General features: G+C 73.1%; 18 protein-coding genes, 1 tRNA gene and 1 pseudogene. 7 read left to right on the plus strand and 13 right to left on the minus strand.

The window, feature by feature from the left end; all coding sequences use genetic code 11:
• The first annotated feature begins 72 nt into the window (after positions 1-72).
• Together ACIO92_RS02555 and ACIO92_RS02560 are read left to right on the plus strand one after the other, a co-directional pair.
• Positions 73-1,197 (plus strand): peptidase C39 family protein, encoded by a 1,125-nt coding sequence (locus tag ACIO92_RS02555; protein ID WP_402281156.1) that lies wholly within the window; start codon positions 73-75, stop codon positions 1,195-1,197.
• 50 nt (positions 1,198-1,247) lie between these two features.
• Entirely contained in the window at positions 1,248-2,480 is a 1,233-nt protein-coding gene (locus ACIO92_RS02560) for a GNAT family N-acetyltransferase (protein ID WP_402281155.1), read from the plus strand.
• 154 nt (positions 2,481-2,634) lie between these two features.
• On the opposite strand, the gene ACIO92_RS02565 is transcribed toward ACIO92_RS02560, so the two are convergent.
• From ACIO92_RS02565 to ACIO92_RS02575, 3 genes and pseudogenes are all read right to left on the minus strand, one after another.
• Positions 2,635-4,692: an FG-GAP repeat domain-containing protein gene (locus ACIO92_RS02565; protein ID WP_402281152.1), complete on the minus strand. Its 2,058-nt coding sequence runs from the start codon at positions 4,690-4,692 to the stop codon at positions 2,635-2,637.
• A 367-nt stretch (positions 4,693-5,059) separates the two neighbouring features.
• Positions 5,060-6,172, minus strand: coding sequence for a hypothetical protein (locus ACIO92_RS02570; RefSeq protein WP_402281150.1), 1,113 nt, complete (start codon positions 6,170-6,172; stop codon positions 5,060-5,062).
• A gap of 432 nt (positions 6,173-6,604) precedes the next feature.
• A pseudogene (locus ACIO92_RS02575) lies at positions 6,605-7,420 on the minus strand (asparagine synthetase B family protein); the annotation flags it as partial.
• Between the two features lie 645 nt (positions 7,421-8,065).
• Here ACIO92_RS02575 and ACIO92_RS02580 point away from each other — a divergent pair.
• Positions 8,066-8,488 carry a PPOX class F420-dependent oxidoreductase gene (locus ACIO92_RS02580; protein ID WP_402281148.1) on the plus strand — a complete coding sequence of 141 codons (423 nt, stop codon included), beginning with the start codon at positions 8,066-8,068 and terminating at the stop codon, positions 8,486-8,488.
• An 850-nt stretch (positions 8,489-9,338) separates the two neighbouring features.
• Here ACIO92_RS02580 and ACIO92_RS02585 read toward each other — a convergent pair.
• The 7 genes from ACIO92_RS02585 to ACIO92_RS02615 form a co-directional block, all read right to left on the minus strand.
• Positions 9,339-9,412, minus strand: a tRNA-Pro gene (locus ACIO92_RS02585).
• Between the two features lie 111 nt (positions 9,413-9,523).
• Positions 9,524-10,105 (minus strand): GAF domain-containing protein, encoded by a 582-nt coding sequence (locus ACIO92_RS02590; protein WP_366442929.1) that lies wholly within the window; start codon positions 10,103-10,105, stop codon positions 9,524-9,526.
• Positions 10,102-10,725, minus strand: a complete 624-nt coding sequence (locus tag ACIO92_RS02595; RefSeq protein WP_366442928.1) for an ATP/GTP-binding protein — start codon at positions 10,723-10,725, stop codon at positions 10,102-10,104. The genes ACIO92_RS02590 and ACIO92_RS02595 overlap by 4 nt, the downstream gene beginning before the upstream one ends.
• Positions 10,703-11,074, minus strand: coding sequence for a DUF742 domain-containing protein (locus ACIO92_RS02600; protein ID WP_366442927.1), 372 nt, complete (start codon positions 11,072-11,074; stop codon positions 10,703-10,705). The genes ACIO92_RS02595 and ACIO92_RS02600 overlap by 23 nt, the downstream gene beginning before the upstream one ends.
• Positions 11,071-11,511 carry a roadblock/LC7 domain-containing protein gene (locus ACIO92_RS02605; RefSeq protein ID WP_351791721.1) on the minus strand — a complete coding sequence of 147 codons (441 nt, stop codon included), beginning with the start codon at positions 11,509-11,511 and terminating at the stop codon, positions 11,071-11,073. The genes ACIO92_RS02600 and ACIO92_RS02605 overlap by 4 nt, the downstream gene beginning before the upstream one ends.
• Positions 11,512-11,518: 7 nt before the next feature.
• Positions 11,519-13,372 carry a sensor histidine kinase gene (locus ACIO92_RS02610; protein ID WP_402281145.1) on the minus strand — a complete coding sequence of 618 codons (1,854 nt, stop codon included), beginning with the start codon at positions 13,370-13,372 and terminating at the stop codon, positions 11,519-11,521.
• A gap of 386 nt (positions 13,373-13,758) precedes the next feature.
• Positions 13,759-15,042 carry an MBL fold metallo-hydrolase gene (locus ACIO92_RS02615; RefSeq protein WP_402281143.1) on the minus strand — a complete coding sequence of 428 codons (1,284 nt, stop codon included), beginning with the start codon at positions 15,040-15,042 and terminating at the stop codon, positions 13,759-13,761.
• Positions 15,043-15,778: 736 nt separating this feature from the next.
• On the opposite strand from ACIO92_RS02615, the gene ACIO92_RS02620 reads away from it, so the two are divergent.
• Positions 15,779-16,957: a Glu/Leu/Phe/Val dehydrogenase dimerization domain-containing protein gene (locus tag ACIO92_RS02620; protein ID WP_402281141.1), complete on the plus strand. Its 1,179-nt coding sequence runs from the start codon at positions 15,779-15,781 to the stop codon at positions 16,955-16,957.
• Positions 16,958-17,143: 186 nt separating this feature from the next.
• Entirely contained in the window at positions 17,144-17,848 is a 705-nt protein-coding gene (locus ACIO92_RS02625; RefSeq protein WP_402056258.1) for a TetR/AcrR family transcriptional regulator, read from the plus strand.
• Positions 17,849-18,325: 477 nt separating this feature from the next.
• Here the strand turns inward: ACIO92_RS02625 and ACIO92_RS02630 are convergent, their stop codons facing one another.
• From ACIO92_RS02630 to ACIO92_RS02640, 3 genes are all read right to left on the minus strand, one after another.
• Complete coding sequence (locus ACIO92_RS02630) at positions 18,326-19,096, minus strand: SIMPL domain-containing protein (RefSeq protein ID WP_401242385.1); 771 nt, start codon at positions 19,094-19,096, stop codon at positions 18,326-18,328.
• A 179-nt stretch (positions 19,097-19,275) separates the two neighbouring features.
• Positions 19,276-20,292, minus strand: coding sequence for a DUF6745 domain-containing protein (locus tag ACIO92_RS02635; protein WP_402281138.1), 1,017 nt, complete (start codon positions 20,290-20,292; stop codon positions 19,276-19,278).
• Positions 20,293-20,557: 265 nt separating this feature from the next.
• Positions 20,558-20,884: a hypothetical protein gene (locus tag ACIO92_RS02640; protein WP_366442920.1), complete on the minus strand. Its 327-nt coding sequence runs from the start codon at positions 20,882-20,884 to the stop codon at positions 20,558-20,560.
• A 183-nt stretch (positions 20,885-21,067) separates the two neighbouring features.
• Here ACIO92_RS02640 and ACIO92_RS02645 point away from each other — a divergent pair, with 183 nt between their 5' ends.
• Together ACIO92_RS02645 and ACIO92_RS02650 are read left to right on the plus strand one after the other, a co-directional pair.
• Positions 21,068-22,027, plus strand: a complete 960-nt coding sequence (locus tag ACIO92_RS02645) for an STM4015 family protein (RefSeq protein ID WP_366442919.1) — start codon at positions 21,068-21,070, stop codon at positions 22,025-22,027.
• Positions 22,024-23,220 carry an STM4014 family protein gene (locus ACIO92_RS02650; RefSeq protein WP_402281135.1) on the plus strand — a complete coding sequence of 399 codons (1,197 nt, stop codon included), beginning with the start codon at positions 22,024-22,026 and terminating at the stop codon, positions 23,218-23,220. The genes ACIO92_RS02645 and ACIO92_RS02650 overlap by 4 nt, the downstream gene beginning before the upstream one ends.
• Positions 23,221-23,269 lie beyond the last annotated feature (49 nt).

Here is a 23,269-nt window from a genome sequence, read left to right on the forward strand (position 1 = left end):
CCCACGGATTCGGGTCCTCCCCCTCCCCCGCTCTCCTCCTCTCGCCCCCTCCGTCCCACCAGGAGCACCGGAATGCAGCCCCGTCAGGAACCGCCCGCGCGGCCCGCCGAGCCCGAGCGCCCGGTGGAGAGCTTCGTCGTCCGCTACGAGCCCGACGCCCCACCGGCCGGGCTGGTGCGGCTCGTCGGCGACGAGGTGCCGGAGCGCTGGCACGGCGTCGACCGCTCCGCCCACGCGCCTCGGCTCGTGGTCGTTCCCGGAGACGACGGCCAGGAGTGGACCGCCGCGGCGCTCGTGACAGCACGCCCGGACACGGTCTATCTGAAAATCGTCGACGCAGTCGGCGACGTGCGGGCGGCCGTGGAGGCGGTCGTCGCCCTCGCGGACCGCCGAGGGCTCGCGCAGGTCAAGTGGGAGGGATGGACGGCGCGTCCCGAAGATGTCGCCGCCACCGGTTTCACCGCTCTGACGCCCCCGCTGACGCGGTCGGAGGGCGCCGCAGGACCGGCTGCCGGATACGTCCGCTGGCTGCGCGAAGGCGTCACGACCGCACCCGCGTACTACGGGCAGACCACCCACTTCACCTGCGGAGCCGTCACCGCCCTGGTCGCACAGGCACACGCCGGGACGCTGGAGTGGGAGGCGCTGGACCGGCAGGCGGAACTGACGCTGTGGCGCGACGCCACCAACTTCCTGGCGTGCGAGCCCGTCGGGCTGGGCGTCGCCGTGCGCCGGGCATGGCCCTCGTCCCCGGTCAGGGTCCACTTGGACACCGATCGGCCGGTCATGCTCGACCACTACCCGGAGAACGATCGGGAGTGGCGTGCCGTGCTCCAGCTCGCCTCCAGGAAGGACGCGGAGCGCACCGGTGTCCCCATCGACCCGAACCGTCTCTCCCTGAGCACGGTCCGGGACTCGATCGGCCGACACGAGCACGTGCTGCTCCTGCTCTCGCTCGCCGGGATGCAGGGATTCGACGTGCCGCACTGGGTGCTCTGTCACGGCGTCGTACCCGGCGCCGTCGTGATCGAGGACCCCTGGACCAACGCGACAACGGGTGACACCTGGGTCGACGCCCACCTCCTGCCGGTGTCCGACTCGTCGCTCGACGCGATGTCGGTCCTCTCGCCGGAGGGCTTCCGTGGTGCGGTGACCATCGGCCGTCCGCCGGAGCGGGACGCGGCGCCGCTCCCGTGAACGAACACCACGACCCTCTGTGCCGGTACCCCGGGAAGGAAGCGACAGCGATGGAGATTCGACCCACGACCGACGAGGATCTGGACGTCGTCGTCGACACGGTCCACACGGCGTTCGGGCACTTCCCGGAGGCCCCGGTCGCGGGTGGCGGACGCTGGTGGTCGGCTCTGGAGATGGATCGCGGTCTGCTCGCCCTGTCGGCGGACGGTCGGCCCGTGGGCACCGCCTCCGCGTACTCCTTCGAACTCACCCTGCCCGGCCCGCGGGTGGCTCCGGTCACCGGGGTGAGCGCGGTGGGTGTCCTGCCCTCGCACCGGCGGCGCGGTGTGCTCAGCGCGATGATGCGGCGGCAGTTCTCCGAGGTCCGGGCCCGGGGGGAGTTCCTCTCGGTGCTGCTGGCTTCCGAGGCTCCGATCTACGGCAGGTTCGGCTACGGACCGGCGACCTTCACCACCCGTCTGACGGTGCCACGGCACCGGGCCGCCCTCGCGGTGCCCCGGGCCGGTGCGTCGGTCGGCGCACCGGCTTCCGACTCCGACAGCGGCACGGTCGAGGTGATGCGGCGTGCCGAGTGCGGCACGATCATCGAAGAGGTGTACGACCGGTACCGCCGCGCCCAGCCCGGCGCGCTGTCCCGGCCGCACCGGTGGTGGGCGCTGGGAGCGGGGCAGCCGCCGGTCTCCTCGGCACCGCGCTACATCGCGGTCCACCGGGACGCCGACGGGGTGGCGGACGGGTACGCCAGCTACTCGATCGGTGAGGGGAGCACCCTGACGGTCGACGAGACCATCGCCACCGACGACGTGGTCTTCACGGCCCTGGCCCGGTTCGTGCTCGGGCACGATCTGGTCTCGCAGGTCGTGTTCCGGCACGTCCCGCCCGAGCATCCGCTGCGCTGGCAGTTCGCGGACCTCCGCGCCGCCGAGGTCGGCGATCGGACCGACTGGCTGTGGGTGCGTCTCCTCGATGTCCCTCGCGCCCTGGCCGCACGCGGCTGGTCCACGGACGGCGATCTCGTCCTCGATGTGGAGGACCCGTTCCTCGGCGAGCACGGCCGCTATCTGCTGACCGTCCGTGAGGGCGGGGCGGAGTGCGTCCCCACGGACCGGCAACCCGATCTGTCGCTGGACGTACGCGACCTGAGCTCGCTCTACCTGGGCGGTATCGCCCCCAGCACGCTCGTCCGCGCGAGACACGTCCGGGCCCTCCGTCCGGGCGCCGTCGCACTCGCGGACGCGCTGTTCCGTACGGAACGCCCCCCGCACTGCCTGCACTGGTTCTGAGCGCCTCCGGGCGTACCGGACCGGGCCCGCGCTCCCGCTCGCCGCGCTGCGACCGAGGGCGAAGGCGGCGTCGTGACAACGTGAGGAGCGGGCACGCGGAGGGAGCGGCCGCCCGGGGAAGTCCGGGCGGCCGCTCCCTCGCCGTGCCGGTGGATCAGGCGATGCCGGAGTAGGCGCTGCCTTCGCCGGGGTTGCCGTAGAGGTGCGTGCTCACCCGGGTGAAGGGCGTCGCCCAGCTTCCGGTGGCGCGGTAGAGGTAGGTGCCCTGGGGGCCGTAGCCGATCAGGTCCGGGCGGCCGTCGTTGTCGACGTCACCGGCGCCGACGAGCTGGCTGAACATGTTCCAGCCGCCGCCGACGCGGGTGCGCGCGGCGAAGGTGCCGTCACCCTTGCCGAGGTACAGCCAGAGGACGCCGCCGGTGTCGCGGGCGACGAGGTCGCCCGCGGTGGCACCGGCGATGTTCCCCACGGCGGTGATCTGGTTGTAGACGCCCCAGCCTCTGCCGAGGCTCACCCGGGCGGTGTAGGGCTTGGCCCAGTCGCCGGTGCCCTTGTAGAGCCATGCGGTGCCGTCGCGGTCGGTCGCGACGAGGTCGGGCCTGCCGTCGCCGGTGAGGTCGGAGCCACCGGCGATCTTGTCGTAGATCTGCCAGCCGCTGCCGACGGCCGTCCGGCCCGCGGACTCGTACTGCCCGTCCACCGGGCCGTCGAACAGGTCGTCCCGCCACAGCGTGCCCGAGGAGTCCCGGGCGAGCAGGTCGGTCGATCCGTTGTCGTTGTAGTCGTGGGGGTTGGCCTGCCGGGTGACCTGGAACGTGCCGGAGGCGCGCGCGGCACTGCCGATGCCGCCGGGGATGGCGACGAACTGCCAGGTGTAGGCGCCGTTCGGAGCGCTGGCGCCGTCGATGGCGCCGTTCCACTCCATGACCGGATTCGTGGAGCGGTCGTCCGGGCCGGGCAGGGTGATCTTCTTGCCGGTACCCAGGTGCGTCAGCGTCACCATCGCGAAGGCGGAGCGCGAGATCGTCCACTCCCACCGCACCGGGGTGCCCGGCCGCTGGAGGTCCACGGTCCCGGGAACCTTCGAGTCCAGGACGGTGACGGCGAGGTCGCGGCCCGTGCTCGCGACCTCGGTCACTACGGGGACGCCGCCCTGGAATCCGTCGGACAGCCGGTACACGCCGTCGGCATCGTTCTTGACGCCACGCACGTGCACAGCGCCGTCCGGGGCGTGGGCGGCGCTGGAGAAGCGCTCCAGAAGTTCGTAGGGCCGGGCGTCCGACCTGGAGAGGTCCACGGCGTACAGCGGATTGACCGAGTTTCCGGCGGCCTCGCCCGGGACGCCGTACAGCAGCACGTCACCGACGATGCCGACGACGACGGCCTTCTGGCTGCGGCCGTCGAGCCGGATCTCCTTGGGGAGCTTGCCGGTCCTGTCGACGACGATCCTGTTGCCCTCGGCCCGGTGTTCGACGCGGGCGGTGTAGTCGTGGGTGAGGGCGCCCGAGGCGTCGGTCACCAGCTTGCCGGTGTCCCTCAGCTGCCGCAGGGACCGGCCGTGGACGAAGTCGACCGACGCCAGTGAGTCCTGGTCGCGGAACATCACCCCCGACGCGTACCGGGTGGTGACGAGGACGAGCGCCTCGTTCCCGGCGGATGCGACGACCTTGAAACTCAGGTGGTTGCCGAATCCGGAGACCTGGACCTTCCTGGTCCGCTCGCCGTCCGGCGTGTACAGCCACAGGTCGTACAGGTTCCCCGCTCGGGGAACCTGTACGAACAGGTTGTTGCCCGTCGTGCCGACCAGCTCGGCCCCGGCGGCGAACTCGGTGGCGAGGTCGACGGTGACGGGCGAGGCGGCGGGGGCCGTCATGTCCCGTACGGTGATCGTGCTGCCGCCTTCTGTCGTGACGACGAAGTCGGACCTGCTGTCGTGGCCGGTGGTGCCGCTGACCGGCTCGACCGAGCCGTCCGTCCCGCGCCATTCCAGGACGGTCCTGCCGTCGGTGTCCTTGCGGGAGGTGAGGTAGCCGGTGTCGCCGACGCTGACGACGTCGGTGTCGACCGGCAGCGCCGCCGTGTCGGCGACCTCGGCCGCCGACACGGGAAGGGCGGCGGCCGGGACACTGGCGAGGGTCCCCGTCACTGCCGTGACCGTGGACAGGGTGAGGACCGCGGCGACGAGCCGACGGCCGGAGATGTGGTGCTTCACGTACGGGGTGACCTTCCGAAGGCTGCTTCATGGTGGAGCGAACGCGCGGGACCTCCGAGCGGACGCGTACCGACCGTCCCTCGGTGACCTCGCGCCGGGCACGAGCGTTCCCTTCGCGCCACACCGGCCCTCACGCGGCACAGCGGACCCCACGGGAGGGCCGACATCACCACCTGCGCACACATGAGTCCCGGAAGCGGACGGGAACGGCACGCCTATCCCTGCGCACCACCCGGTACGACACCCGGACCGGACGAACGGTTGTACGCGAAGGCAGGTCTTTCTCCATGAGGGACGCAGGGCCCACGCACCACCTGCGCCGCGCCCCCGTGGCGGGCGCCGCACCCGTCCGGCGGCTGCCCGTTCTTCAGCGGACGATGTCGTGGGTCCGGGGGGCCGGGGCGGGACGGGCGCGGGAGAGCCTCACGGCGGTCCCACGGGCGTTCTCGAAGGCCACCACCGGGTTGCCGTCCTTCCGCCAGGGCGGGGCGCCGCACCAGGGTCCGATCCGGCGGAACTGCTCCAGGGCACCCTCGTACAGCATCGACCGCAGCATGTAGTGGGCCAGCAGGTGCCTCAGGAGCGGCAGCCGCTCATCGTCCGGAGCGACCCGGTCGAGGGAGGCGGCGACCCGCTTGAGCGTGTTCCTGGACAGCGGGGTGACGGGCACGGCACTGAAGGACGACCTCTCGGAGAGCTCGTCGAGGGCGTGCAGGTAGATCCCGGCGAGCGGACTGCCGGACGGAGCCTTCCGCACCGCTCGGCGGGCGAACCGGAGCATACGGCGGTCGCTGCCGAACCACTTGGCACACCAGTACTGGAGCGCCTGCCAGTGTCCCTCGTAGTGGTACGGCGCACGGGCGACGAGCCCGTCCCAGAGGGGCCGGAACGCCACGGGACGGTACTGCGCCCCGCGAGCCGCCGTGATCATGACGACCCAGGGACCGGGGTTCGCGGGGTCGAGCAGCGCCGCCTCGCGTGCTTCCTCGATCGCGGCCGGGAGGAGAGCCTTGAAGCGCTCCATGTCCGAGGTCATGACCTCGTGGGCGTACCCGCTGCCCCGGATCGCCCATGCCCGGTGGACCATCAGGCTCGCGTGGAGGGTCGCGGCGTCGCAGTCGTCCGGTACGGCGGTGCGCCAGGCGTCGAGCCAGGCGTCGTCCTCCTCGGCGACCTGCTGGAGGAGCGCGAGCCTCCTCCAGCGCTCGTCCCAGTCCTCGCCCGCATCGCCGACGTAACGCGCGGGGGTCCGCCAGTCCCCCTCCCGGGCGGCGTCCACGACGGCCCACCGCTCCTCCTGGAGGTGCGCCTCCGGGGGCGGGCCTGGGCGCCGTGAATCGAGTGCCTCACGGGGCGGAAGCCCGTGGTGGGCGGCGACGAAGTGGTCCGCGGCCCACGTGGCGGCGCGATGGGGGCTGGCCAGGAGGCGGTAGACCCCGAAGAGGAGCACCGCGAGGACGGCGCCGAGGAAGAGTGTCACGGCGGGAGATCATCCCCGACGTGATCACTCTCCGCAATAGTCCAGGCCAAAGGAAAAGCCGAGGTCAGCATCCGGGATGCGCTCCGGACCTCAAGACCATCGAGCGCCCGGTCACCGTGAGCAAGCACGTCAGGCCCTCGTTTTTTGCCCGTTGGCTCCGCCGAGCCCTCCTCGGCTTCGCTCCCGAGGGATCGTGCTGCCCGGCAGGGCAGGTACAGGTCGGTGAGTTCCTCGTCCAGTCCCGGCCGGGACGCAGGGCGGTGACCCGGTCGCCCGCCGGGGCGATCAGTTGCTCCTGCGCGGCGGGCATCTCCTCGCAGGAGTACCGGCACCTGCCGTACGCGGGGAGGCCGAGGAGGTCCGGCACTCCGTGACCCGTCTGTCAGCACGTCGCCTCGTGACTTCTCGTCGCCGAGCGCTGCCGCCACGCACCGCGTCCAGAACTCTTCGCTGTCCGGCACGCTCGCCGTGTTCGGTGCCGGAGGCGCGGGCCACGTCGTGCACGTAGGGGGTGTCGGGGGTGGCGCGCAGTTCGTCGGCGACGGAGTTCTCGGTGCGGCCGGCGAAGTCGACGGCGAAGCCGCGTACCTTCTCGCCGTGTCCGGCCAGCTGGAGGGCGGCGAGCGCGGTCATCGCCGAGGAGTCCAGGCCGCCGGAGAGCAGGGTGCAGCGCGGCACGTCGGAGACGAGCCGGCGGCGGACGATGTCGTCGAGGAGGGTGCGGACGTGCGCGATCGTGGTGTCGCGGTCGTCGGTGTGGGCGCGGGTGCGGGTGCGCAGTGACCAGTAGACGTGTCGGTGCGGTCCGCTCCGGGCGACGGTGACGACGGTGCCGGGCTCGATCTCGCGCGTCCCTTCCCAGACGGCGTGGCCGGGGGTCTTGACGAAGGCGAACAGCTCGCGGAGGCCGTCGAGGCCGGCCTTGCGGGCGGCGAGCGGATTGGCGAGGATCGCTTTCGGTTCGGAGCCGAACAGGACGCCGTCGGGGGTGGGGTGGTGGTAGAGGGGTTTGATGCCCGTCCGGTCGCGGATCATGACGAGCCGTTGGAGATGCTCGTCCCATATCGCGCAGGCACACATGCCGTTGAGGCGTTCGGCGGCGGCCTCGCCCCACTCCAGGTAGCCGCGGAGGACGGCCTCGGTGTCGGAGCCGGTGGTGAGGCGGTGGCCCCGTGAGACGAGTTCCGCGCGCAGCTCGGTGTGGTTGTACGTTTCGCCCGAGTAGACGATGACGACGGGGTTTCCGTCCCCGTACGCGGTGAAACGCGGGGCGGCCCGGGGCACGGGTGAGTGGTACACCCGGCGGCTGGGAGCTGTGCAGGATTCAGGTCATGTGGCTGAGCTGATGCGCTTGAGCCACATGACCTGAACCCTCTGAGGTGGAGTCCCGGTGCGTAGCCTGCCGGGCACTTGTCGTAGCGGGTGTCGAGTCCGCGCCAGGCCTTGACCTCGGTTCGCGTCCTGGTCGCTCTTCTCCGGGATGATCGCGGTGATACCGCGTCCGCGCGGGTAGGTGCGGTTGGCCTTCGGGGATCGGCGGGGTCCGTGAGTGCCGCGTGCGGCCCGCCTTCACGTGTGGTGCGGCTACCCACCCCGCCTGGCCAGGCTTCTGGCCTGCGGTGACGTGACGAGATCGGTGACGCTCGCCCAGGTACGACCCGTCGGCAGGTCCACGGACGCAAGGCCCGTGAACAGTCCGAGGGAGGAAGAGAGGCCCGCGATCAGGTGGCGCGGCTGCACGGCCCTGGTCCCGGCTCGTCGCGCTTCCGCCCGCCCCCTCACGGACGGGTGCGACTTCCAGCGCCGTGTCCAGCCGGGCCAGGCGAGACGGCAGTCCACCAGCCGGGTACGGTCGAGGCGTCGATCCGATCGCAGGACAGCAAGGAGCAGCCGTTGCCCGCCGACGCACCACAGCCTTCCGCGGAAGGCGACGAGTTCTGGCGGGAGCGCCGTGTCTGCTTCCTCACCACCCTGCGGGCCGACGGCACCCCCCATGTCACCCCCGTCGGGGTCACCTACGACCCCGGGACGCGGATCGCCCGCGTCATCACCGACGGGAAGAACACCAAGACCCGCAACATCCGCGCCGCCCTGGCGACGAGCCGGGAGGCCCGGGTCGCGGTGAGCCAGGTGGACGGCCGCCGCTGGTGCACCCTTGAGGGCACCGCCGTCGTCAAGGACGACCCCGCCTCGGTGGCGGACGCCGAGCGCCGGTACGCCGAGCGGTACAAGACACCCCGTGTGAACCCCGACCGGGTCGTCATCGAGATCACCGTCACCCGGGCCCTGGGCACCATGAAGCCGTCGGGATGGTGAGCCCGCGGAGTCGACGCGTCGACCCTGCGCCGAGCCGAGACGAGTTCAGCGATGACGTTCCGCTTGGCCCGCTCGGTGATGCCGCTGCGAGTGGCCGCATCCCGCAGCCGGGCTTCGGGGTCACGGGCACTCACGAGCAGGGCCTGGACCCCGAGGAACCGCACCGGATCGAGGGAGCGTCCCTCAACGACCTGTGCGGCAAAGGTGCCCATGTGACGTCCGTGGTCGGTCACCTCGCCGCGTTCTCCGGTGAGCACCTCACCGCCTGACGGGGAGCCGGGAGCGACGGGATGCCGGTGGACGCGTCGGACGGCGGGTACCGCCCGGAGGAGAAGCGTACGGAAATCCGCCCGGGACCAGAGGGCGGAGGGGTCCCACGCGCGAGAAGCTCCGTCGCGGCCTGCCCGCGCGCGGGCAGGATCCAGGTCGTGGCCTGGCATCCGCCCCGCCCAGCGACCAACGAGGCACCCCCGCGCTCGACGACTCGCCGCAATGCCGCCGACCAGTGGCGGCTGGGTGATCCGGAGGTCCTGGTCGTACTGGACGCCGGACACGGCTCCCCGCACGTTGTCTCGGCCCTGCGCAGCCAACGAACAGCCCGACCGCCCCAGGCCCCCTTCGCGCATGGGCCGTGCGGGGAACGGCCGATGCCGAGGAGTGGCCCCACAGTCGCCGTGGCCACGGCCCGCTGACCACCGCTCAGCAATGCGCGCCCCGGGTCCGCAGAAGATCGCTTCAGGGCCCGCCTGCGAGGGCCGAGGCGAGCCGCTTCCCCGCTGGCCCCCGGAAACGATCAAGGGGCCGTTTCAGATCTCTCTGAAACGGCCCCTTGATCTCCGACTTCGAAAAGTCGGGACGACAGGATTTGAACCTGCGACCCCTTGACCCCCAGTCAAGTGCGCTACCAAGCTGCGCCACGTCCCGTTACCCGTCTGACCTGGGGTTTCCCTGGCCTGGCGTGCATGAGAACAATACCGCACTTTCCTCGGTGGTCACGAACCCCTTTCCGGACGGCGGGGTGGCGGGGTGGCGGGGTCAGAGCAGGCCCTCCTCGCGGCGGTGGATCTGTTCCACCAGTTCGGCGGCCATCGCCTTGATCGTCTCCAGTCCCGCGCGCCCCCAGGCCCGTACCTCGGTGTCGAACACACAGACGGCGCCGAGGGCGACCCCCGTGCGGTCGATCAGCGGGGCCCCCATGTACGAGCGGACGCCGATCTCGTCCACCACCGGGTTCCCCGCGAAGCGCGGGTAGTCGCAGACGTCCTCCAGGACCAGCGCCTTGCGGCGGACGACCACGTACGGGCAGTAGCCCCGGTCCCGGGCCAGCTGGCGGCCCAGGCCGCCCGCCGCCGCGGCACCCGCCGCCGCCGCGCCCAGGTCGCTGCCCGAGAGGGTGCCCTCGGGGGTGTGGAGCCCCGCGAAGAACTGCCGGTTCTCGTCGATGAAGTTGACCATCGAGAAAGGCGCCCCGGTCACTTCGGCGAGCCGCTGCGCGAACGCGTCGAACGCCGGGTCCGCGCGTTCCCCGAGGCCCAGCTCGCGCAGTCGCCGGGCGCGGACCGGCGCCTCCCTGTCCACCGGGGTCAGCAGCAGGTGGCACGTGGGGTCGTACGTCATGGCATGGCTCCGTAGCTCGGCGCACCGGCCGGGAGGGCGGCGAGCAGGTACTGGACGAGGGTCAGCAGGGTGCGGATGCCGGAGCTGGACGTACGGGCGTCGCAGAGCACGACCGGCACCTCCGGCCTGAGGTCGAGCGCGGCCCGCACCTCGTCCGGTTCGTACCGGAACGCACCGTCGAACTCGTTGACCGCGACGACGAACTGGATGCCCCGGCGTTCGAAGAAGTCCACCGCCGAGAAGCAGTCCTGGAGCCTGCGGGTGTCGACCAGCACGACCGCTCCGAGGGCACCCTCGGAGAGCTCGTCCCACATGAACCAGAAGCGCTCCTGTCCCGGGGTCCCGAAGAGGTAGAGGACGTGCCGGTCGTCGAGCGTGATCCGGCCGAAGTCCATCGCGACGGTGGTCGTCGTCTTGGACTCCACCCCCACCAGGCTGTCGGTGGCCACGCTGATCGAGGTCAGCAGTTCCTCGGTGCTCAGCGGCGCGATCTCGCTGACGGCACCCACGAGGGTGGTCTTGCCCACGCCGAAACCGCCCGCCACCAGGATCTTCAGCGCGGTGGGGAAGGTGTCGGTCGCGGGCTTTTCGTGGCGCTCAGAGCCGTCGTCGTAGGCCATCGAGCACTGCCTCCAGCAAGGAACGGTCGGTCGGATGGGCGTGGTGCAGCGGCGCGCGGGCGGTGAGCGCGCCGCAGTCCACGAGGTCGGAGAGAAGGATCTTGGTGACCACGGCCGGGAGGCGCAGGTGCGCCGCGATCTCGGCCACCGAGGTGGGCGCCTCGCACAGCCCGAGGGCCAGGCTGTGCTCGGGCCCCAGGTGGGCCTGCGGCGACGCTCCGGTCGCCATCACCATGGACAGCAGGTCCAGTGCGGTGGTCGGCTCGGTCCGGCCCCCGCTGACGGTGTACGGGCGGATCAGCCGACCCGCCGCGTCGTCGAGCCAGGGCCCTTCCGGGGGCAAGGTCACGCGGGCTGTCCGTAGCCGCCCATCGCACCGGCCGCCTGCCGCGCGGGAGTCACCAGGTAGGGCCGGACGCTCTTGACCAGCATCGCCATCTCGTATCCGAGGACGGCCGCGTCCGCCTCCCGTCCGGCGAGGACCGCGAGGCAGGTGCCGGAGCCCGCGGTGGAGACGAAGAGGAGGGTGGAGTCGAGTTCCACGACGACCTGGCGGACCTCGCCGCCGTCGCCGAACCGGGCGCCCGCGCTGCGCCCGAGGGAGTAGAGGCCGGAGGCCAGGGCGGCCATGTGGTCGGCGGCGTCGGGGTCGAGGCCGTGGACGGATTTCACCAGCCCGTCGGAGGAGAGCAGGACGGCGTTACGGGTGTAGGGGACCCGCTGGACGAGTCCGCTCAGCAACCAGTCGAGGTCCGAGGAATGGCCGGTCGGCACACTGCTCGCCATGGTGCATCTACTCCTTGCGCGCGTCGCCGGGGAGCGACGGTTCGTGGGGGGTCGGCTGGGATTCGGCGAGACCGATGCCGCGCTGGAACGCGGCCATCAGGCCGGGGTCGTGCAGGGCGTGGTCCTCGGGCTTGCGGACCAGGGGTTCGTCACGCAGCTGGGGCGCGATGTGTTCCTGGGCGCGTCGCCTGGGGAGCAGGGGCCGTCCGCGGTCCGCGGGCGCTGTGGGGAGCGGCGCGAGGAGGGATGCGGGCGGCCCCGTACGGGCGTCGTCGGACCGGGTGGGGTCGGCGGCGGGGGTACGGGTGGGGTCGGGGTGGCCGTGCGGGGCCGGGGTGCGGAGGGGCTCCGCGTACCCGCTGGGCGCGGGGATGCTCGTGGGGTCGCCGTAGGTGTCGGCCGTGGAGGTACGGGGCTGTTCGCCGTATCCGCTCCTCCTCGGGGTACGGGCGGGCTCCGGGCGGCTGGGGGGGGTGGGGGCCGGAGGGGGGGTGGGGGTCTGGGGCGTCTGCTTCGGCGGGGGCGCCGAGGCGGTCGGTGCCGGGCTCTGGCCCGGTACGGGAACCGGGGGGACGGGGTGGGCGGAGGTCCGGTGCTCGGGTGTGGACAGACAGTCGGCGTCGGTGCCGAGGAGGCCCTGCGGAAGGACGAGGACGGCCTGGACACCGCCGTAGATGTTGGACTGGAGGCGTGCGGTGATGCCGTGGCGACGGGCCAGCGCGGAGACCACGAACAGTCCGATGCGGCCGTCCTGGAGGAGATGCGCGGCGCTGACCTGGTCGGGGTCGGCGAGCAGGGTGTTCATCCTGGCCTGTTCGCTGACGGGCATACCGAGACCGCGGTCCTCGACCTCGATCGCGAGGCCGGCGGAGACGTACTGCGCGCGGAGCAGGACGGTGGTGTGCGGCGCGGAGAAGAGCGTGGCGTTCTCGACCAGTTCGGCGAGGAGGTGGATGACGTCGGCGACGGCGTGTCCCCGGAGGGTGCCGTCGATCGGCGGGACCAGCTTCACCCGGGGGTACTGCTCGACCTCGGCGATGGAGGAGCGCAGCACCTCGGTCATGCTGACGGGGTTCGACCACTGGCGCCGGGAGACGGCGCCGCCGAGCACCGCCAGGTTCTCGGCGTGCCGACGGACCCGGGTGGCCAGATGGTCGACGTGGAACAGTCCCTTGAGCAGGTCGGGGTCCTCGACCTCGTTCTCCAGCTCGTCGAGGAGCTGGATCTCGCGGTGGACGAGGGACTGCAGGCGCCGGGCGAGGTGGACGAAGACCTCGACCTTCTGCTCGTTGCCGGTGGGGCCGGCGAGCTTCGCGGCCTGGACGACGGCGGCCACGGCGGCTTCGTGGGAGCGGGCCAGTTCCCGGGCGAGCAGGTCGAACTCGTCGTCTCCCGGGCCGTTCGGCGGAAGTGCGGCGCGGGCCGGGAGCTGCTCCCCCTTGCTCAGGTGTTCGACGATGGTGCGGAGTTCGGACTGTCCCCTGACACCGGAGCGGCGCAGGGCTTCGCAGCGGTCGCGCACGGCTCTCGCGGCGCGGTCCGCGCCGAGCGCGGCGGCGGTCACGGAGGCGACCGTGAGGGCGGCGGCGCCGGTGAGCGCGATCCAGAGGCCGGAGGTGGGTTCGGCACCGGTGGACCGGATGGTGAACAGCACGGCCGCCGCCCAGCCGAGCGCCACCGCGACGGCGGGGAGCACCGAGGTACGCAGGAGTTGGGGGCGTATGCGGGCTTCCGTCGTGTGCGACGCGGGAGGTTGCACCTGGGGGGTGTTGCCGCCGGAGGCGGGCCGGGCGCCTGTCCGGCCGTGCCGCCCGCCCTCGCGGCGATCGGACCGCGGGGCGGGTGCGCGAAGTTGAGACATGAGTGTCCTTGGTACGTGCCCAGGAATCGGCGTTGCAGGGGGTCGCTGAGGGTGGATTCTTCAGCGAGGTGGACGACGGGGTGCGATGAACCTACCGATGATCACCGACCACACACTGTAGTCGCCAACCGTTCACGCGTGATGCGCAGTTGGCAAACTCACCCGTAGAGCTGCCTCGTCTGGTAGTGCCGCTCGCACGACTGACCGAGAACACCGGCCGAAAGCGAACGGCATGGCCGGGAAGAGCCGCCCGGACGGGCTGGACGGGCGGGGACGACAGAGGGCGGAGGTGCCGTCGCACCTCCGCCCTCTGCGGAAATCGTCCCCCGCCCGGAGTTTCGTACGCCCCCGGGGCAGGACCGGACCAGCTTGGTCCGCTTCTGGTGTCAGGGGGTGCGCGCGGCCTCCGGGGCACCCCGGCCGGAGTCCGCACCGGGGCCCTCGGGGGACGTCCCGGCCCCCGGGGCGGCCTTTTCGTCCCCATCCGCTCCGGCCATACCCCTGGGGTGACCGTCACCCTCTGTGACGTCCGTGGTGTTCCATCCGCCCTGAGGGACCTTGGCGACCGGCCGCCACCACGGGGTGTCCGGCAGCCGCTCGGCACCGGGCTCGAAGGGCTGGCCGGGGATCGGCAGGGCGATGCGCTGGACGGCCCCGGCGGCGGCCGTCACCGTGCCCTCCCCCGGCTCGGCCCACGGGTGCGGGGCCAGGTTGAAGGTGCCCCAGTGGATCGGCAGCATCACGCCGTGCGGTGCGCCGCCCTGGAGATCAAGGTGCGCCCGCATCCCCTCAGCGGGGGTCATGTGGATGTCGGGCCAGTACTCGGAATACGCACCGATCTGGATCATGGTGGCGTCGAAGGGGCCGTGGGCCGCGCCGATGTCCTTGAATCCCGGGAAGTAGCCCGTGTCACCGCTGTGGAAGACACGGTGCTCGGGCCCGGCGACCGCCCAGGACGCCCACAGGGTCATCTGACGGTTGCGCAGGCCCCGGCCGCAGAAGTGCCGGGCGGGGGTGGCGGTCAGGCGCAGGTCGCCGATCGAGGTGGACTCGTTCCAGTCCAGCTCGCGCAGCCGGGAGGCGGGGACGCCCCAGCGTTCCAGGTGCGCGCCGACGCCGAGCGGCACCGCGAAGACGGTGTCGGTGGCGGCCAGCTCCTTGATCGTCGGCAGGTCCAGGTGGTCGTAGTGGTCGTGCGAGATCACCACGACGTCGACCGGGCCGAGCGCGGCGAGCGGCGCGGGCACGGGGTGGAGGCGCTTCGGCCCCGCGAAGGGGAACGGGGAGCAGCGCTCGCCCCAGACCGGGTCGAAGAGGACCCGGTGGCCGTCGATCTCGGCGAGGACGCCGGAATGCCCCATCCAGGTCAGCCGCAGGCCGGTGGCCGGGGGGCGGGCCAGGTCGGCGACGGTGGTGGGGTGGACCGGGATCGTGCCGGTGGGGGCGCGGCGCGAGCGTCCTTCCTTGTCGAAGTAGATCTTGGCGAACTCGACGCCGGAGCCGGAGGGGCCCCGGCGGGCCTGTTCGGGGTTCTGGAAGATTCCGTCCGCGAAGTTCGGCGAGCGCCGGATGCGGGCGAGGCGCGCACCCGTGGGGTCCGCGCCGAAGGACTCGGGGCGGAGCGCGCGCAGCCGGGCCCGCGGCGAACGGTCGGAGCCGGTACCGGTCACAGGACCTCCTGATCTCTGGGGGTCGTTCCATTATGGGCGGCTACCGCGAAGGACGACCGGGGCGGGCGGGCGGGGAAGATCACTGACGGGCGGGAGGAGGGGCGGGGGCGGGGCGCTGGAGGAAGGGGGGACGGCCCGGGGCAGGACGCCCGAGGCGCTCGGGAAGGGGCTGGGGCCGCGAAGAGGGCGCGTCTCCTGTGCCGGTCGAAGCGGTGGGGGCCGGTGAGGGGGGCTGGGTCCGGTGAGAGGCAGGGGCCTGTGAAGAGGGCGGGGCTGGGGCTGGAGGCTGATCGGCGGGGTGGTCCGGGCCCAGGGTGGCGTGGGGAGGTCGGTCGCTGCTTGCCACCGGGCGGACGGTCCGGCTCATGGGTGCTTGCCGCCGGGACGGACAGTCCGGCTCATGGGCATTTGCCGCCGGGGCGGGACGGTCCGGCTGGCGCTGGGGAGGGGCAGGCGGTCGGCGCTTGGCCGACGGGACGGACCGGCCCGTGGATACCCACCGACCGGACAGGACGGTCGGGCCGACGCCCTCCGGGAGGAGGAGGGGCGCGCGGGCAGGCACGCGGCGGGAGGTTCGGGCGGCGGCCGGTCGGTCGGTGCTCGCCAGCCGGGCGGTCAGGTTGCCGGAGGGCGGTCGGCTTGGGCACCCGACCATCGTCCATACTGAACAGCTGTTCAGTATGGACCGCGGTTCGGCATGGACCGCGGACCCCGTCCCGCCCGGAGGAGTCCCGTCATGAGCGCCGCCCCCCTGATGTCCGTCCGCTGGACCGATCATGTGACCGGGTGCCGGGGGTACCTCGTGGTGGACCGGCTGGTGCGCGGGGTGGCCAGCGGTGGACTGCGGATGCGGGAGGGGTGCACGGAGGCGGAGGTCGCAGGACTCGCCCGTGGCATGACCATGAAGGAGGCCCTGCACTACGACGAGACCGCCCGGTACGTGCCGCTGGGCGGCGCCAAGGGCGGCGTCGACTGCGACCCCCGCTCCCCCGAGGCGTACGGCGTGCTGGTGCGCTATCTGCGCGCGATGCGTCCGTACGTCGAGCGGTTCTGGACCACAGGTGAGGACCTGGGGCTCACCCAGGACGTGGTGGACCGGGCCGTGGCCGAGGCGGGCCTCGTCTCCTCGGTGCAGGCCGTGTACCCGCTCCTCGACGACGAGGCCGCCGCCCGGAAGCGGCTCGCGGACGCCTTCGCGGTCCGGGTGGACGGCATAGGCCTCGACGCGCTGGTCGGCGGTCTCGGGGTCGCCGAGTCCGTGCTCGTCGCCCTCGACCGGGCCGGGCGGGCGCACCCCGGGACCCGGGTGGCCGTGCAGGGGCTCGGCACGATGGGCGGGGCGACCGCCCGGTTCCTGGCGCGGGCGGGCCTCCTGGTGGTCGCCGTCGCCGATGTCCGGGGCACGATCGTGAACCCCGGGGGCCTGGACGTCGAGGCCCTGCTCGCCGCCCGGGACGCCCACGGGACCGTCGACCGCGCGGCCCTGCGGCCCGGTGACCGGGAGGAGCCCGGCGACGCCTGGCTCGCGGCCGACGCGGAGGTACTGGTCCCGGCGGCCGTCTCGTACGCGATCGACGCCGGGAACCAGGGCCGGATCACGGCCCGCTGGATCGCCGAGGCGGCCAACATGCCGGTCCTGCCGGACGCCGAGGAGGCGCTCACCGCGCGCGGTGTGACGGTCCTGCCCGACGTGGTCGTGAACTCGTGCACCAACGCCTGGTGGTGGTGGACGCTCTTCGGCGACATCGAGGCCGACGCCGACCAGGCTTTCGGCCGGGTGCGCGGAGCCATGCGGGCACTCGTCGGCGGCACGCTCGACCGCGCGGAGGCGGACGGTACGAGCCCGCGCGCCGCGACGCACGCGCTGGTCGCGGAACGACTGCCGGTGATCGCCGAGCGCTACGGCTGGTACTGAGTCCGTCGAAGGCGGTACGGGGCCGGGCTCGCACCCCCTCGGCCGTACGGCCCCGGTCGCACCGTCCGGAAGGGGCGGGCTCGGGGCACGTAACGGGTGGGAAAGGGCAGGTCTCGTGTGATGGGTGGTGCACGGTCGGCACTTGTGATGATCATGCCCGTGTCATGTGCTGTGTAGGCTGCCCGCGTGGCAAGAGTGCGGTTGAGCGTGGCCGAACGGCGGGAGGAACTGCTCCGGGCCGCCGTCGAGCAGATCGAGGCCCGGGGCGTCGGGGCCGTCCGGATCGCCGACGTCGCCACCGCGCTGGGTGTCAGCAACGCCCTGGTGCTCTACCACTTCTCCTCGAAGGAACAGCTGGTCACGGCCGCCTTCACTCATGCCGCCGAGGGCGACCTCGCCCGGCTTCGGCAGATCCTCCGGCGCCGCTCCAGCGCGGTGCGGCGGCTGCGCGCCGCCGTGCGCTGGTACGCCCCGACCGGACGGGCCAAGGGCTGGCGGCTGTGGATCGAGGGCTGGGCGGCCTCACTGCGCGACCCGGAGCTGCGCCAGGTCGCTCACACGCTCGACCAGGAGTGGAAGCGGGCGCTGGTGGAAGTGATCACGGAGGGGACCGCCGCCGGGGAGTTCCACTGCGCGGACCCGATGGCGGCGGCGTGGCGGCTCACCGCCTTCCTCGACGGCCTCGCGGTGCAGACGACCGCCTACCCCGGGGGCCTCTCCCGCGCCGCGATGCTGCGCTGGGCGGACGCCGCGCTCGTCCGTGAACTCGGGCTCCCGGACGCCGAGAGCCACGTCGGCGACGGCACGACCGCCGAGGAGGCGACCGGTCCGCCGGGCACGAGGGCACCCGGCGGACCGGTCAGGGAGCCCAGGGCGAGCGGGCGGGCGTGACAGCCGGGGAGCACACGGGCTGACCGCCGGGCTCGACCGCCGGAACAGCGATGACCCGAGCGATGGGGTGTGATTGTCCGACCGCCAGAGCGAAGGGCCGACCGGCCGACGGACCGACCGGCCGACGAGCTGACTGTCCGACGGGCCGACGGGCCGACGGGGCTGTTTGTCTGACCGGCGACCGGCTGACGGCCGTCATCGTCTGACCGGTACATGGACCGGCAGGCGGCTCCTGCCGGACGGTCGACCGGCAGACCACACCAGGCAGGGGCGGGCCGTCACGGCGGGAGCGGCCTCGGGGCCGACCGCCGACGCGTGACCGCCCCACAGGCCCTCAGGCCCGGCCGCCCACCGCCCCGCAGGCCTGTGGGACCCATCGCCCGGCCCACCCATGGGCATGTCGTCGGGTCCGGTCGGCCGCCCGGTCCGCCCGTGGCCCTCGCGGGTTCGGGGCGGCCGACCGTGGCCGTTCTCGGTTCAGATCAGTTCGAAGACCGCCGAGACCGTGATCTGCTCCTCGATCTCGCCGGGGGCCAGCGGCACGCTCGGCTCGTCGGCGGACATGCCGGGCGCGGCGCCGGGGCTCGGGCGTACCGACTCGCCCTCGCTGAGGGAGACCAGACGGCCGAGCCGGTGGCCGCTCAGCCGGGCGTGCTGCTCCGCCTTGTCGTGCGCGTCCCGGTAGGCCGCCTCCCGGGCCTTCACCCGGAGCGAGGTCGGGTCGGCGACGTCGAAGACGACTCCGTTGATCCGGCCCTCCTCCCCCGTGGCGTCGTTGACGACGCCGACGACGTGGCCCGTCCGGTCGATGTCGCGGACCTTCACGGAGAAGGTCTGGCCCGCCTGGTAGCCGGTCACCTTGCTCTCCCCCTCGGTGTTCTGGGTGTAGACCGGAGCGAGCGAGAGGCTGTCGGTGCGGATGTCCCGCTCGTCGATCCCCTGTCTGCGCAGGACGTCCAGAAGGGCCTCCGACGCCTTGCTCTGGGCGGCCATCGCCTCCTTCGCGGTCTTGCGGGTGGCCTCGACGCCGACGGACAGGATCGCCAGGTCGGGCGCGGCGGCAGCCCGTCCGTTGCCGGTGACGGAGACCGTCGCGGGCGTCTGCGCCGGGGTCGTGGCGCGGAGGGCCGACCGCTCGGGCGTGGCGGCCAGGGCGGGGCCGGCGGTGCCGACGAGGAGGCCGCCGAGCACGGCGGTGGCGGCGAGCAGTCGGGCGGTACGGGCGGCGCTGGGCCGTCGGATCGTCACGGGCTGTCGGTCCCTTCGGGAATGGGTGCCGGGGCTCCGGCGGGCACATCCCAGCACCCGGCGCCGCCACCACCCGTACGCCACACCTGGCGGCGCGCCCCTTCACTCTTCCGCATGAACCACGCTGTCCGCTCCCGGCCGGTTCGTCCCGAACGGACTGTCCGTCACCGGCCGGGTGCTCAGGTCTCGACGAGCGGCCGGTAGGCGTCGGCGTGGAGTCCGAAGGTCCAGGCGACTCCTTCGCGGGCGGTCCGGGTGGTGGGCGGCACCCGGAGCCAGTAGGTGCGGTGGCTGCCGTCCGGCTCGGGCGTGGAGTTGACGACCTCGACCATCACCACGTCCTCGTCGTCGTCCAGCGCGATCCGCCAGAGCCTGCCGGTTCCGTCGCGGTGCTGGTGCCGGGCGCCGGAGGCGGCGAGGTAGCGGTCGTAGCCGTAGTGCTCCAGCATCACGCGCCTCAGTTCGGCGTTCTCCTCCTCCCGTATCCGCTCGGGGGTGAGGTCGGCGAGCCCGGCGAGGAAGGCGGCGGGCACGGACATGCCGTGCCAGGCGTGCAGGGCGAAGCCGTCGGCGAAGGCCAGCGCGGGCCCGTCGCCCCGGTCGAGGCGCCCTGCTTCGTCGCGGTGCAGCGTGACGGGCCGCTCGCAGAGCACGACGGCGTTCTCGTAGGGCCACCACCAGCCCGCGTGCTCGGCGACGGCGGCGAGACCCGCGAGCCGGTCCCCGTGTCCTTCGAAGGCGAGGAGCCAGGCGGCGTCGTGCTGTCCGAGCACCGCGTCGAGCAGCAGGAGACGGGCGTCACTCGTCTCCCGCGCCCCCTCCGCGCCCCCGGAGGCGTCGGTCACCCCGGCCCGTATCCGGTCGGCGAGCATCCGGGTGAGGTCCCACAGGACGGCCCCGGTGCTCCGCCAGTGGGCGGCCCAGCCCGCCGGGCCCAGCGCGTCGTGGAGGCGGCGGCGCTCCTCGGCCCACGGCCGGGTGCGCACCTCGTCCCGTACCGAGCGGCCCCGGCCCGCCAGGGTCGGTACGAGGGTGACGGCGGCCAGCGGCGAGTCCGCCCAGACGAAGCGTTCCGGCTCGGGAAGCCCCGCCGTGCGGTAGGCGTGCCGGACTCCCGCCTCGGCGGCCGGCCGGTCGGCGGGCCCGGTGACCGCGGCGACGGACCGCCACTTGTCGAGTGCGGTGGTGTGGTTCATGTCGATGTCCCCCCAGGTCTCTGTCCGGCCGGGTATCGGCCGGGTCTGTGTCGGAATCCCGGAATCCCTGTCGGATCTCCGTCCGGCGGAGTCCCTGTCGGGCCGGGCCCCCGGGCGTTCTCGATCGGGCCGGGTCCCGGCCGGGTGGCCGCTCGGCCGGGTCCCTGATCCGCCAGGACCCGGCCAGGGCTTCGCGCACGGCCGGGTTCCGGCCGGTCCCCAGCCCGGTCCCGGCCGGATCGCCGCTCAGACGGGTCCCGCTCGGTCAGTCCGCGACGATCCGGTACGCGCCGGGCACGTACTCCCGCTGGCGCACCACCCGGTACCAGCCCTTCGGCAGCGCTATCGGCGCGTGCTCCTCGTGCACCACCCGGCCGCCCTCGGGCAGTTCGAGCAGGAGCGGGCCGAAGGGGCCCGGCTCCCTGACGAGCCGGCCGGGTCCGGGGACGGCGTGGGCGTGCCGGGTGACCTCGCCGAGGGCGAGGACCATACGGCCCCTGGCGTCCCTGGGTTCCCCCGGGGCGGTCCTGGCGCGCGCCGGAACGGCCGTCGTGTCGACGGGCGCGATCAGTACGTCTCCCTGCCGGTACATGGCTCTCCCCTTCCCATGTCCGGCGCCGATGGCCGGACATGGGAACGACGCTAGGACCCGGCACTGACAATCGGCTCCGGGCCGACCCGGCGGGGGGCGTTGTCAGCGGCGCTTGGTACAACTCTTGGCGTCAGTCGATCCACGGCGTACGTCGTACGTCATCCGTCGTCCGGGAGCGCAGTCATGACCATTGGCCACTACTTGCAGGAGTTCCACGGCCTGCCCGTGTTCGAGTTCCCGGACGCGGAAGCCCGGGTCGAGCTGCCCGACGCGGGCGCGGTCGCCTGGCGGATCTCCTCCCCCACGTACTGCGGCCCCCGCGACGAGCAGTGGGTGCCGCGCTTCGAGCGGTTCCTGAAGGCGGTCGACGCGGGCCGGGTGCGGGCCCTCGTGGTCGGTGGCTGGAACGAGGCGTACGACACCTCGTCGGCGGAGGTCGTGACGGCGCTGATCGGCGCCAACGACCGGCTCTCCGGGCTCGAAGCGGTCTTCCTGGGCGACATGGTCATGGAGGACTGCGAGATCTCGTGGATCGTCCAGTCCGATGTGACGCCGTTGCTGGCCGCCTACCCGGAGCTGCGCGGGCTCGGTGTGCGCGGTGGCACGGGTCTGGTGTTCCATCCGGTCCGGCACACCGGTCTGCGGGAGCTGGGGGTGGAGACGGGCGGTCTGCCCGCCGAGGTGGTGCGCGGGATCGCGGGCAGCGACCTGCCCGCCCTGGAGGACCTGGAACTGTGGCTCGGCACCGACGAGTACGGCGGCGACAGCACGCCCGAGGACCTGGCCCCGCTGCTCGACGGTTCGTCCCTCCCGGCCCTGCGCAGACTGGCTCTGCGCAACAGCCTGATCCAGGACGAGGTGGCCTCGGCCGTGGCGAGCGCCCCGGTGGTCGCCCGGATCGAGCGGCTCGACCTCTCCATGGGGGTGCTCACGGACGAGGGAGCGACGGCGCTGCTCGAAGGGCAGCCGCTGACGCACCTCACCCATCTCGACCTCTCCCACCACTACGTCTCGGACGCGGTGCGGTTGCGGGTGCTCGCCGCGCTCGAACCGCACGGTGTGACCGTCGATCTCAGTGACGCTCAGGAGCCGGAGGACGACGGCGACGGCGACGTCTTCCGGTACGTCGCGGTCGCCGAATGACCGCCCGCCCGCGCCTCGTGGTCGTCGGTGATCCGGCGGGCCGTCGTGTCGCGTTCTTCCAGGACGCGCTGCGGGCCGCCGGACTGCCCGAGGCGCGGGCGGTGTCCTGGCCCGAGGTGCTGCGCGGCACCGCCCGGTTCACGGCGGGCGAGACCGTGCGGCTGGACTCGCCCGGGGAGGACCCTGAGGCCGACCGGCTGCTGCGGGGACTCGACGACCCGGCGCGGGTGGAAGGCACCGGCCGCTGGTACGCGCGGTTCGTCGCCGCGACGGCGGACCTCGGCCGGACCGTGGCCGAGGCGGGCGCCACGCTCGTGGACGATCCGGCGGAGCTGGCGGTCCTGTTCGACAAACGGCTGTGCCACGGTCTGCTCCGTACGGCCGGAGTGCCGGTGCCGGAGTCCCCGACGTCGGGGCCCGCCGCTCCGGCGGTGCGCGGCTGGGCGGACCTCAGGGAGCTGACCGGGCGGCCGGGGCTGCGCCGGGTGTTCGTGAAGCCCGCGCACGGCTCGTCCGCCTCGGGGGTCCTCGCGGTCGAGACCAACGGGGCGGGGCGGTGTCAGGCCACCACGTCGGTGGAGCGCGGGCCCGGCGGGCGGCTGTTCAACTCGCTGCGGGTCCGGCGCTACACGCGCGAGGAGGAGATCGCCGCGATCGTGGACGCCCTGGCTCCTGACGGTCTGCACGTCGAGCGGTGGCTGCCGAAGGCGGCTCAGGGCGGCCGGGCGGCCGATCTGCGGGTGGTCGTCGTCGACGGGCGGGCCACCCACGCCGTGGTCCGCACCAGCCGCTCGCCCATGACCAATCTGCACCTGGGCGGCGCCCGGGGCGATCTGGCGGCGGCGCGGGACGCGATCGCGGCGGCGGGCGGACGATGGACGGACGCGCTGGAGGTGTGCGAGCGGGCCGCCGCCGTCTTCCCCGGCACCCGGTGCGTGGGCGTGGACCTGCTGCCCGGCTCGGGCTGGCGCCGGTTCGCCGTGGGCGAGGTCAACGCCTTCGGTGATCTGCTGCCCGGTCTCACGGGGCTGCCCGGCAGCGGCGCCGAGGGCCTCGACACCTACGCGGCGCAGGTCGCCGCCCAGCTCCCCGGCTTCCGTCCACCTCAAGGGGGCCCGGCCGCGGGGCACCCCGACCGCACCACAGGAACAAGCACCACAGGAACAAGCGCCACAGGAACGAGCACCGCGTGAACGAGCACCATGTGAAGCAGCACCGCGCAGCCCAGCCCGACAGGTCCCA

Source organism: Streptomyces sp. NPDC087215, from assembly GCF_044744885.1.
Classification (GTDB): Bacteria; Actinomycetota; Actinomycetes; order Streptomycetales; family Streptomycetaceae; genus Streptomyces.